Raw genomic sequence first — 11402 nt, forward strand, 5'->3', positions numbered from 1 at the left:
CCCATGAAATTTAATGCGACCAAGAAACTCTCCGATAACCGCCCCTTACGGACGGTTATGATCTGGATGCTCCTCACCCTGATCACGGCCATGGGGCTGAACCTAACGGCAAAAGCGATCGATTACGGAACCGATCCGGCACAATGGGAAAAGAGCATTCTTGGAAACGAAGCCGAATTCGCCGATCCTCTGAGCCTCAACGAATTGCTGCTCAGGGTTCATACCGATCTGTTCGCCCTTATTCTGATTTTCATCCTCGTTGCCGCGTTAGCGGTCCGCACTTCCCATTCCCTCAGGGTAAAAATGGGATTTCTGACGATTACCCTGACCGGCCTGATCCTCTATCCGCTCTCGTTGCTGATGACACCGTGGCTTGGAAGCGGGGGGGTTTTTACGGCTGCGGCGGCCTTTCTCGTCTTCCATGGTTTCATGATTGTGGGGGCGCTGGATATCCTGATCACCCTGCTGAGAGGTAAACTCTGATGCACCATCGGTTATTGCGGATTCTGGCCCTCGCGTTTGTCGCCCTCGTGATTCTTCAATCCCTTCTAGGGGGAGCTCTTTTCTTTCGAAGCGTCGGAATCGGAGCCGATCAGATCGTGAGCCATTACGGCGACAAATCGTTCCACGGCCTCATTGAAGTGATCCTTCCCCATGCCCTCTTTATCGGCATCGCCCTCATGGCGACCCTCCATTTTTTAGCCTTTATCCCGACGCTAGGGGTTGCGATAAAGCAGTTCGCTACCCACGCCCTCTTTCTCCTGTTTTTCCTCGATCAGAGTTCCGTGCTTCTGATCGCCGCCGGATGGAGCACTGCCGCCTATCTGAAAATCATCGCTTTTATCGGATTTGAGTTACTATTGGGATGGGTATGGTATCTTATCTTCCGCCATACACTGAAGGAACTGGTATGATCGAATGGATCATGATGGGAGCGTTTATCGTGGCACTGGGACTCTCCGTCTGGAAACTCTACTACTTTTTCCCCACCGAACGGCTGGCCGATGATGACACCACCCCCGAATCGGTCGAACTGCTGGAGCGGATCATGATCGAATGCCATCAGGCCTCCCCGCTTATGAGCGAAGAGGAGCTCTATGAGGCGATGAAGACCCATAACGATTTCGATTCCGCCCACTTCTGGCGTTTCAACCAGAACCGCCTGCGCCATCTGATCACCCACTACCGCCTCAAAGCTCCTGAATTTCGTCCATAAGGGGCAAGGCTTGCGGATTGCACGCAATCTTATGCTCCATATCCACTTTCTCGATATCCTCTAAATTCCGCCGCGAAGCAATCGTCGCATTGCGATACCCTTCCCCCCGATTCAGATAGACGCCAAAGCCGTTCTCATAGAGGGCGAGACGAGTTGCCAGAGCCGTCGAGTAGGTGGTGAGCACCCCCTCTTCCCCCAGCAGCCGCGCCGCATCGGCGAAAAACTCCCTCGTCCACAGGATCGGGTTGACGGCGGGACTGAAGGCATCCTGATACCACACATCCCATATCCCCTCCAGCTCTCCTACCCCTTTGCGCGCATCGATGATCTCAACAGTGATCTGCGTCCGCTCATCCTCATATCCCCCCAACGTTGCAAGGTCGGTGATGATATTCCGGTAGGGCTCAAAGATTTCGGGATAGGGGAAATCGACTAAAGATGCAACCAGATCACCGTCGAGTTCGGGGGAGTAGATTTCGAGAGTCGTGTCGGGGTAATAGGTATCACGATAATAGAGGCTTAGAAGGGTATTAAACCCCAATCCGAAACAAATGTCGATGAGGCGAATGTGATCTTTCTCACGTAACAGTGTAAAAGCGGGTTCGATATGTTTTTTGAGCGATTCGTTCAGGGCACCGTCTTTCGTCGAATGGTAGTGTTCATCGTATTCACTGCTGTATGCCGTGTAGCTACCGTCGTCGCTCTCGACCCACTGCTTCATAACCCATTACCCCACATATGCATCTTCTTCCCCACGATAACATCATACCCGTCGATCAAATCGGTGATCGCATTAATCGCCCGGAACTCCACCTGATCGAGCAGCGATTCGACTTCAGGAAGCGGCATAGAGCCGTTTTTCTGAACGATGATAATCTCCGAAGCATTGAGGAGCGTGCGGTAGAGCAGCTCTAAAAACTTGTGCGGAGATTCGTGCCGATGCAGCACGTCCTGCACGATAATACAGGCGTAATCACGCGGGACTCCCCCTGCGGGAGATTTATAATCTTTGATCGTAAAAGTTTTATGAAAAGTGATTAGACTCTGATGATCTCCCGGGAAAAGTGAAACATCGATCAACCCCTCATAGGGGGCAAGGAAATCGCCTAACTCCTCCGCCATCGAATCCAAATGGCTCGTTGCTACCATGATCTTTGTATGGGGTGTCGGATGGAGAAGCGAGGTAATCATAGTGCTAAATCGTGCAACTCACGGAAAAGATACGCTTCGACAATATCATCGATGGTGCGCTGAGTATGGGCGACGAGAATCATCATCTGCTGATCGAGAAATTCCATCACCGGCTCGTAATTGTTGGTGACGATCACCGCATCGCACGGTGTCTCGATCGTCGTTCTGTCCGTATAAAAATTAATCTCGATAACTCGCCCCTCTTCCACCTCGACCGTCGCCCAAAACGTTGCTTCGTTTATCGAAACCAGTTCGGATTCTTGGGTATCGTCTCCGTTCATCGGTAATAATAGCACCATTAGTGTTTCACCTTTTCCAAATCCAGTTGCAACGCATCGTTGTCCATAATCCCGATCCCTTTCTCCAAAACGTCATGAGCAATCGCCTGAGCATCGGAGAGTGAATGCATCGCGCAGGTGCCGCATTGATACATATTGAGTTCCGGGATATCGCTTTGTTTTTCCACCGTAAGGAGATCTTCCATCGATGCTTTCCATGCATTCGCCACCTCTTCCTCGCTCGGTGTACCGATCAGACTCATATAAAATCCGGTACGGCACCCCATCGGAGAGATATCGATAATCTCCGTTTGGGAGGAGTTGAGATGATCACGCATAAAACCGGCGAACAGGTGTTCGAGAGTATGAATCCCTTCGGAAGAGAGGATCTCTTCGTTCGGACGGCAAAAACGGAGATCAAACACGGTGATATCGTCCCCTTTTGGAGTTTTCATCCCTTTGGCACGTCGTACCGCCGGTGCGGGCATAATGGTATGATCTACACAAAAACTATCAAGTAATGGCATGAATATCCTTAAAATCAATCTTTTATTCGCGGTAATATTAGCACATTTCATCCTTGCATCGCTATAATTTGACGATTAATAAAAGGGTATAACTTTCTAAAAAGTCTCTCCCCTCACACCCAAATCCGAAGGAAAATCTATCATGCTTACCAAAAAAGTGACGTTCATTGCGAAAGAAGCACATATTGAAAAAGTAAAACAGCTCCTCGAAGATATGGTAGCACCCTCGCTAAAAGAGCCGGGATGCCTCTTTTACTACATCTTTCAATCTCAAAACAATCCGCGTAAATTTTTCGCGATCGAGTCATGGGCAGATGAAGAGTCGTTAGAGGGGCATAAGCACACGGAACACTACGCCTACTATAAATCACACTATGAGCCGTTTGTGGATGATAAATATACCGAAGAGCTAGACCTCCTCGACGAGAAAGCTTACGGATTCTAATTCTGCCTCGACAGAGGCAAGCTTTAGTGGCATAGCGGCGTGCGTAGACAAGTGGGTTTTACTTATTTGACGTTCAAATTATTGGACGCCGGGAGCCTTCCACATCGGCTCCACAATACCCTCTTTGACTAACTCCATCTGTTTGGCGTAGACTTTGACCCATTTCTCTTTCATTTCGCCGTACAGTTCGTGATTGGCTAAATTCGGCTCATAAACACGCTCGATTTTAACGATCTCTTTCCCCGCCTCTTCAAAGCTTTTATAGACCCCGGCACCGATCCCGCACGCCATGGCCACCCCCAGTGCCGTCGCCTCTTTAACTACCGGTACACGCACTTCCAAACCTGTGACATCGGCTAAAATCTGCGACCACAATACTCCGTTGGAAGCCCCGCTCGCAAACGTGATGGAGGTGGGTGAAACGCCGCTAAAGGCTTTGATGTTCTCCAGATTAATCGCACTCACGATGCACGCGTTCTCTTCGAGGGCGCGAAACATCGATGCGACATTATATTTGGATTCATCCAACCCCAGTCCGATAAATGAGGGGGAAGCGTGTATCCATTCGCCGTAGTTCATCCGATCGCTAAAGATAGGGGTAATGCCATACGATCCGAGCGGAACACCCTTAGCCATGGCTTCAAGCTCTGCATAACTTTTTCCGCATCCGAAGCTGTTTCGAAACCACCGCATCACTAACCCGGTAAAAAAGGTGATCCCCTCCGCCTGCGACATCCCTCGAACGACGTGGGGATTAACCCGTAAAAGCATCGCATCTGAGAGTATCGCATCAGATGGGATATTAACCACCTGCTGCCAAAAGCTCCCCCCAAACACCACTGCATCGCCAAGAGCACAAGCCCCTAACCCCGCCGTACCGATCTGGACATCACCGCCCCCCATTACCACAAGGGTTTCGCTCCTTAGTCCTGTCTCTTCAGAAGCTTTTACACTGACATGACCCAAAATATCCCCGCTCTCCCGTATTGGGACAAACAGATCTTTGAGTCCGCATCTCTCGAACTCTGCTCTATCCCAGTGTCGATCTTTGAGACTAAAAGCTCCGGCTGTTCCTCCATTGGAAGGTTCAGAGGCTAATTCGCCGCTCAATTTGAAAAGTAGCCAATCACTGATCATCGTAAAATAACACGCTTTTTCATAGAGGTGAGGTCGATGATTTTTCAGCCACAGCAGTCGCGGTACGGCAGAGAGGGCAAAGGTTTGCCCGCTGATGGCATAACTCTCCGCTTCCAATGTCGGATAGCTTCTTCTGAGATAAGAGACTTCCGCACCTGATCGTCCGTCAACATTGGCTACACCCCAAAGCTCACGCTTTTCGCCATCATAAACAACAATCCCTTCGCGCATACTCGATGCCGATATCGCCGAAATCTCTGATGGACTGATTTGTGCTTTCGCGATTGATTCACGGATACACCTCTTTGCGAGTGCCCATCCGCGCATATAATCAAACCCCATCGATCCTGCAACGCCCGCTTCGGCAATATGGTCCCACTCATATTGTGCAATGGATATCTGATTGCCGAGTAGGTCGAAGATAATAGAACGGATACTTCCCGTCCCTGCATCCAGTACCAGAAAATAGCGGCTCACCGAAGCTCTTTCATATTGAGAAATAGTTCCATCGGTAACTTTTTCTCTATACTCCCCTCTATAGGGTGAATTTCGACATTGCAAATGGAATCTTTAAGTTCTTCGGCAAGGCGAAGAAGTTCTTCTTTACTTTCGCGTTTCGCGATACCGCGCGCGGAGCATCCGGTGACACCGGTATGATTATAAGTCATTCGATACATGATGAGATCCAAAAGAGTTATTTTGGCTTAAGAAGCAAAGAGAGTTCCAAAATTATGAGAAGAACCATAGAAGATAGAGAATAAATGCGGTTCACAGTACGTAAGCACTCCACTGAGGAGATTGTACCCCCTGCAGGGGTAGAACTCAGCGTTTGTATAGCCAAGGCGGGGCTTTCGCTCCGCTGGCGTTAATTTAATTAAACACTTGCCTCTTCGCGACGCTGAAGATAGGTCCATTTGTCATCGACATTCTTTTGCCATTGATCCAAAATGTGCTCATATTGCTTGGTGAAAAGGTGTTTAAACCGCCCTTGAGCACCAAGATAGTCACGTACCGGAACGATATTCTTCGGGCGGTACGTGATATTAAGTTTTGTCCCGTCAATAATCTCATACAATGGGAAAACCAAAGAGTCCGTTGCCAAATCAGAGATCGCGATCGTATCTTCCGGTGCAAATTTCCACTCGGTTGTACAGGCTGACATCGCATTGATGTAAACCGGGCCCTCAGCCGCAAATCCTTTTTGGATTTTCGCCACCATGTCTTTCCATTTGTTCGGAGCGACTTGTGCGACGTACGGTGCACCGTGTGCCGCCATAATAGCCATCATATCTTTTTTCATCTTCTTTTCGCCATAGCTTGTGCTACCGGCAGGAGATGTCGTAGCCGATGAGCCGATCGGCGTAGAGCTTGAACGCTGTCCTCCGGTATTCGCGTAGACTTCATTGTCCAAACAGACGTACATCATATTGTGTCCGCGTTCGAAACATCCGGAGATCCACTGGAAACCGATATCGTAAGTCGCACCGTCACCGCCGAATGCAACAAATTTCGGAACACGATCCGGCTGCTTTAGGCGCCCTTTTTTCTTAAGGGCTTTATACATCGCTTCAGCACCTGCAACCGCAGTTGAACCGTTTTCAAATCCGATGTGGATCCACGAAGCATCCCATGAGGTATACGGATAAACGGCCGTACACACTTCCAGACAACCCGTAGAAGCTGCAAGGATCAAATCATCATTCGTCGCGTTCAATACTTCACGAACAATAATCGAGTGAGCACACCCGGGACAAAGAAGATTTGCACCTTCAAAGCGGTCTGCTGATGTTGAAAACTCTTTAAGATTTTTGATTTTTTTGATTTCTGACATCGCTCACTCCTTAGAAAAACGAAAGTTTCGGTCCGCGAAGACCGATATATTGTTGCAATGGAGTTGTCGGTTTACCCGCATCCATATTTGCTTTAAGGTCACCGTAAATACTTACCAAATGGGCTTTGGTCAAGTCACGCCCGCCCAATCCGTAAATATAGTTCGTTAATACCGCTTTGGTTTCGGAATTGTAGAGGGTACCGGCAATTTCATTGAAGAGGGTACCGACGGTTCCATGCGGGCTAGAACGGTCAAGTGCCGCAATCGCTTTCACATTTTTCAATACTGCTGCCAACTGTTCAAGCGGCCAAGGACGGAATACGCGGATACCGACAACTCCGGCTTTGATCCCCTGTGCACGCATCTCTTCAGCCACTTCACGTGCCGTTTCGACCGATGTACCCATACAGATAACGGCTACATCCGCATCTTCCATGTCGTACGCTTCGACAAGATTGTAACGACGACCCGTCAATTTTTCGAATGCGTCAAACGCCTCTTCGATTTTCGGGATAACCGCTGTCATCAGGGCGTGCTGCTGACGTGCTTTGTGCTCAAAATGCCAATCTTCTTCCGTTTGTACCCCATGGGTCACCGGATGGTCAAGATCGAGCATATCGTTCATCGGTTTGAATTCGCCGACGAAGTTATACGCCGCTTCATCGGTAAGGGTTGCAACCCCTTGCGCCGTATGCGACGTCATAAATCCGTCTTGGTGAACCATTGCCGGAAGACGGATATCATGATCTTCCGCCACTTTAAATGCGATAAAGTTCAAATCATACGCATTTTGCGGACAATAAGCATCAAACTGAATCCAGCCGCTGTCACGTCCCAAATACATATCAGAGTGATCCCCGTTAACGTTAAGCGGTGCGCCGAGTGCGCGGTTGACGACATTCAGAATAATCGGCAAACGCATCCCTGAAGCGGAATAAAGGGTTTCGACCATAAGAGCAAAACCCTGTGAACTTGTTGCCGTAGCAACACGTCCACCCGCAGCTGCCGCACCGATACATCCTGACATTGCGGCATGTTCGGATTCAACCATAACAAACTCGCCGTCTACATAACCGTTTGCTTCGAAATTAGCGTAATTTTCAACGATAGGAGTCGATGGGGTAATCGGGTAAGCCGCAACAACGTCTACCTGTACTTGGCGAAGCGCTTGGCTTGCCGCCATATTACCGTCCCATACTTCGATATCGAGTAGTTCCATAGTATCAGCCATTAGTCTTCCTTTGGTTCTTCTGCTTTAGCATTCTTCTCTTTTTTAGGCCATCCGGCAAGTGCTTGCTCTTCATCTTTTTGTTCCGGGAACATCAATAACGATTTCGGATTGGTCGGACATACTTCGACACAGATTCCGCACCCTTTGCAGTGATCGAAATCAATACCGACCATCTTTTTATCGCGGGCGATAATAGACATATCCGGACAATAAATCCAGCAAAACTGGCAATCGATGCAATAGTCTTTGTTAAATAACGGCTTTTCAATACGCCAGTCTGCTACGCTCGCCTTAAACAAGTTTGATTGTGAATAAGGGCGATTTTCGGGAAGCGTTGTCGCAATATCACGTGCTGCTCCATCAAACGATCGGAGCATGGCACCGATCTCAAACCCATCCCATCCTTTTTTTTCCATCATGTGCTCCTTATTTCACTTCATCATACGCGCGCTGAATCGCGATCATGTTAGCGTCGATGATTTTCTGAGGCAATTTTTTGAGTACTTTAACCATACTCTCTTTAAAAAACTCGATGTCATACATCTCTGAAATTTTCATTAATGCACCCAGCATCGGGGTATTCGGAATCGGTCTTCCAATCGTCTCCTGAGCAATTTTAATACAATCGATTGTATGTACTTTTTTACCTTCAAGCTTCGGTTGAGATGCGATCAACTCCTCCGTGCTCAGGTGCGTGGTCACGATATAAATCGTACTCTCTTTTTCATTAGCCGTAATGTCCGCAATATAAACAAGGGCGGGGTCAATAACGAGAACATAGTCAGGTCTCATGTACTTTTCATGATTCATAACCACTTTATCATCGACGCGATTATACGCCGTCATCGCTGCTCCCCGTTTTGCGGAGCCGTAAAAAGCGAATGCCTGAACATGCTTACCGGTGGTAGATACAACGTCGGCCAAACCTTTTGCACCGGTAACGGCACCCTGTCCAGCACGACTATGCCATCGAATTTCCAGCATGGATTCTCCCTCTGACTTAAGTTTTAAGTTGAATTTTATCAATAGTGTATTCTATGAAAGTTGCTCTTAAATGTAGCTTTTCACTTTTTCAGATAGCCAAAATAGAGGGAAAAATGTTACTTTATCCCCGATTCACGATGTATCGGACGGCTTCAAGAGAATTGGAGTGAATAATATCGGTTAATATTCTTAATTCTTCTGCATTATCGTAACCGCTGGTTACCGCTACGCTTTCGATTCCGGCACGATGAGAGGCTTCAATATCAAGACGGGTATCACCGATCATCCAGACCTCCTCATCTACTCTTCCCATTGCTTCCAATGCCTTGTAAATTGGTTCGGGATGTGGTTTTGGATTTTCAACATCTTCACGCCCAATCAATACTTCAAAATATTCCATCACACCAAAATATTCCATTAATTCTCGTGAATAGCGTCCCGTCTTCGTCGTAACGATACCCAATCGTGCAAATGCGGCTGCCTCTTCAATCGCTTGGACCGCATTCGGAAGAAGAACCGTTTTTTGGCATGATATCACCCGATAATATTCTTTGTATACACGTACATATTCATCTACCAATTCCTCTTCGCATCCTACACCTGAAAACATCATCTCCAAAGGGTATCCGATCAACCCTTTGATCGCCTCATCCGATATTCTTTCGCAATGTTCCAATTGCCCCAACGCGTGGTGAAAACTTTCCAGTATCGCCTCCGTTGAATCGATGAGCGTCCCGTCCAAATCAAACAATACTATTTTTTTCACCGCTTCTCCCAGTCAATATAATCTTCCCATATCCCGTTAATCGTCGCTTTCACCCCTTTTATAGAGCGGTTATGGACACTGATATCATTCGGGATGACCAAGAAAAGATACGGATTATCCTTTGCGATTTTGGCAAAAATCTCCCGCTGTAGCGACGCTATTGTTTCAGGGTCGCTGGAACTCTCCATCCGTTCAATCAGACGATCCGTGATGGGTGAATGGTAACCCACCAGATTAAATCCTCCGGGAACATCACTCTCACTGTGCCATAGCATATACGGATCGGGAGTCAGGGAAAGTGACCACCCCAGCAAAACGGTATCAAACTTTCGGGGAAAAACCACGGTGTTTAAAAAGGCTTGCCACTCCATCACTTTGAGAGTCACTTTTACCCCTATGCGTGCAAGCTGACGTTGCAGTATCTCCGCCGCATACGGGCGCAGCGCATTGGAGTTAGAAGTCGCAATTTCAAACGCTAACGGATGTTGTTCGGTGTATCCTGCCGCTCGAAGCAACGCTTTCGCCTTTACAAGGTTGGGCAATGGGGCTTTGATGTTTGCATTAAACCCTTTGCTCCCCGGCAAAAAAGGGCCGGTACACACACGCCCGTGCCCTAAAAACAAAATCCCGATCAGCTCTTCACGATCAATGGCGAGGGAGAGGGCTTCACGCACACGGGGGTCTTGGAATTTTTTAAGACGTAAATTAAATCCGAGATAGGTATAGCTGTGGGATGCCATTTCAATCGTGTCGAATTTTTGGTGAAAATCACCGCCGAGCTGCCGTTCCGCCTGCATCGGTTCGAGTGAATCGATGTCAATTTCACCCGATTTAAGCATTAAAAACCGACTCATCGGATCATTAATCACATGAAAAACAATTTTATCAATTTTGGGGCGATGTTCGAAATAGTTCGGATTGGCTTCAAGAACGATCTGCTTTGAAAATTCAAGTTTTTTAAGGATATAGGGGCCTGTCCCAATGGGATGGGTATTGAAGTCACTCCCCATGATATCTTTCTCTTTTTTTAAAATATGGGCCGGAACAATCCCCATCATCCATATTTCCAACGCTTTAAAATAAGGCTTTTCGTATGCAACACGAAGGGTCGTGTCGTCTACAGCAATTACCGATTTGACAACCCGAAAATCGGAGGCGTAGGGGGTGATTGTTTTCGGGGATTTGATCAAATCATAGGTAAACAGGACGTCTTTTGCGGTCAAAGGTTTCCCGTCATGCCACGTGACGCCGCGACGGAGTTTAAACTCGATCAGTGTCGGAGTGATAAAACGGTACGACTCGGCTAAATCCCCGATAATTTTCTGTCCGCTCTCGTCGTATTTCACCAACGAATTAAAAATAAAACCGGCGATGGAAGAGCTTGCCGAATCGGTTGCGATCAACGGATTAAGACGCGCGGGATTGGAGGATGCACTCAGATGAAGGGTCGAAGCGGCTAACCAGAGACTCTGGAGCAATAAAAAAAGCAGTTTCAATCTCACCCCGTTTTTTGGGTGAGATTATAACGTACTATTTGATTTAGAACGCCAATGGGGCAAAGCCCCATTGGCTACGCTAGCCGCTATGGCACTGAAGCTTGCCTCTTACGAGGCAGAAGTTTTATTTGAATCAAGAACGCCATTGAAGCAAAGCCCCATTGGCTACGCTGGCCGCTATGGCACTGAAGCTTGCCTCTTACGAGGCAGAAGTTTTATTTGAATCAAGAACGCCATTGAAGCAAAGCCCCATTGGCTACGCTGGCCGCTATGGCACTGAAGCTTGCCTCTTACGAGGCA

General features: G+C 47.9%; 16 protein-coding genes. 4 read left to right on the plus strand and 12 right to left on the minus strand.

Annotated features, from left to right (window positions below; genetic code table 11):
- Positions 1–3: 3 nt before the first annotated feature.
- From M0P91_RS13590 to M0P91_RS13600, 3 genes are read left to right on the plus strand one after another with little or no spacing between them, the layout of a single operon-like run.
- A complete protein-coding gene (locus tag M0P91_RS13590) occupies positions 4–483 on the plus strand; it encodes a hypothetical protein (protein ID WP_295068547.1) in 480 nt (159 codons plus the stop codon).
- Positions 483–914, plus strand: coding sequence for a hypothetical protein (locus M0P91_RS13595; protein WP_295068550.1), 432 nt, complete (start codon positions 483–485; stop codon positions 912–914). The genes M0P91_RS13590 and M0P91_RS13595 overlap by 1 nt, the downstream gene beginning before the upstream one ends.
- Positions 911–1216: a hypothetical protein gene (locus tag M0P91_RS13600; RefSeq protein WP_295068552.1), complete on the plus strand. Its 306-nt coding sequence runs from the start codon at positions 911–913 to the stop codon at positions 1214–1216. The genes M0P91_RS13595 and M0P91_RS13600 overlap by 4 nt, the downstream gene beginning before the upstream one ends.
- On the opposite strand, the gene M0P91_RS13605 is transcribed toward M0P91_RS13600, so the two are convergent.
- From M0P91_RS13605 to luxS, 4 genes are read right to left on the minus strand one after another with little or no spacing between them, the layout of a single operon-like run.
- Positions 1191–1937, minus strand: coding sequence for an MnmC family methyltransferase (locus M0P91_RS13605; protein WP_295068555.1), 747 nt, complete (start codon positions 1935–1937; stop codon positions 1191–1193). The two genes, M0P91_RS13600 and M0P91_RS13605, sit on opposite strands and share 26 nt — an antisense overlap.
- Entirely contained in the window at positions 1934–2407 is a 474-nt protein-coding gene (locus tag M0P91_RS13610; protein WP_295068557.1) for a hypothetical protein, read from the minus strand. Before M0P91_RS13610 ends, M0P91_RS13605 begins: the two co-directional genes overlap by 4 nt.
- Positions 2404–2706: a hypothetical protein gene (locus M0P91_RS13615; RefSeq protein ID WP_295068560.1), complete on the minus strand. Its 303-nt coding sequence runs from the start codon at positions 2704–2706 to the stop codon at positions 2404–2406. The genes M0P91_RS13610 and M0P91_RS13615 overlap by 4 nt, the downstream gene beginning before the upstream one ends.
- Positions 2706–3212: an S-ribosylhomocysteine lyase gene (gene luxS, locus M0P91_RS13620; RefSeq protein WP_295068563.1), complete on the minus strand. Its 507-nt coding sequence runs from the start codon at positions 3210–3212 to the stop codon at positions 2706–2708. Before luxS ends, M0P91_RS13615 begins: the two co-directional genes overlap by 1 nt.
- A gap of 142 nt (positions 3213–3354) precedes the next feature.
- Between luxS and M0P91_RS13625 the strand changes: the two genes are divergently transcribed.
- On the plus strand, positions 3355–3657 hold the full coding sequence (locus tag M0P91_RS13625; protein ID WP_366934089.1) for a putative quinol monooxygenase: 303 nt from the start codon (positions 3355–3357) through the stop codon (positions 3655–3657).
- Between the two features lie 78 nt (positions 3658–3735).
- On the opposite strand, the gene lsrK is transcribed toward M0P91_RS13625, so the two are convergent.
- The 8 genes from lsrK to M0P91_RS13665 all read right to left on the minus strand — a co-directional run bounded on the left by lsrK (position 3736) and on the right by M0P91_RS13665 (position 11102).
- Positions 3736–5271 carry an autoinducer-2 kinase gene (gene lsrK, locus M0P91_RS13630; RefSeq protein ID WP_295068566.1) on the minus strand — a complete coding sequence of 512 codons (1536 nt, stop codon included), beginning with the start codon at positions 5269–5271 and terminating at the stop codon, positions 3736–3738.
- Positions 5268–5462 carry a hypothetical protein gene (locus M0P91_RS13635; RefSeq protein ID WP_295068569.1) on the minus strand — a complete coding sequence of 65 codons (195 nt, stop codon included), beginning with the start codon at positions 5460–5462 and terminating at the stop codon, positions 5268–5270. Before M0P91_RS13635 ends, lsrK begins: the two co-directional genes overlap by 4 nt.
- Positions 5463–5668: 206 nt before the next feature.
- Positions 5669–6625: a thiamine pyrophosphate-dependent enzyme gene (locus tag M0P91_RS13640; protein ID WP_295068572.1), complete on the minus strand. Its 957-nt coding sequence runs from the start codon at positions 6623–6625 to the stop codon at positions 5669–5671.
- A 10-nt stretch (positions 6626–6635) separates the two neighbouring features.
- Positions 6636–7856 carry a 2-oxoacid:ferredoxin oxidoreductase subunit alpha gene (locus M0P91_RS13645; protein ID WP_295068575.1) on the minus strand — a complete coding sequence of 407 codons (1221 nt, stop codon included), beginning with the start codon at positions 7854–7856 and terminating at the stop codon, positions 6636–6638.
- Positions 7856–8272: a 4Fe-4S dicluster-binding protein gene (locus M0P91_RS13650; RefSeq protein WP_295068578.1), complete on the minus strand. Its 417-nt coding sequence runs from the start codon at positions 8270–8272 to the stop codon at positions 7856–7858. The genes M0P91_RS13645 and M0P91_RS13650 overlap by 1 nt, the downstream gene beginning before the upstream one ends.
- A 10-nt stretch (positions 8273–8282) precedes the next feature.
- The gene (locus M0P91_RS13655) at positions 8283–8840 is read right to left on the minus strand and encodes a pyruvate flavodoxin oxidoreductase subunit gamma (RefSeq protein WP_295068580.1); all 558 of its coding nucleotides are present in this window, start codon (positions 8838–8840) and stop codon (positions 8283–8285) included.
- 121 nt (positions 8841–8961) lie between these two features.
- Entirely contained in the window at positions 8962–9606 is a 645-nt protein-coding gene (locus M0P91_RS13660) for an HAD family hydrolase (RefSeq protein WP_295068582.1), read from the minus strand.
- Positions 9603–11102, minus strand: a complete 1500-nt coding sequence (locus M0P91_RS13665) for a peptide-binding protein (protein WP_295068584.1) — start codon at positions 11100–11102, stop codon at positions 9603–9605. Before M0P91_RS13665 ends, M0P91_RS13660 begins: the two co-directional genes overlap by 4 nt.
- Positions 11103–11402 lie beyond the last annotated feature (300 nt).

Source organism: Sulfuricurvum sp. (assembly GCF_023229695.1).
Taxonomy (GTDB): domain Bacteria; phylum Campylobacterota; class Campylobacteria; order Campylobacterales; family Sulfurimonadaceae; genus Sulfuricurvum.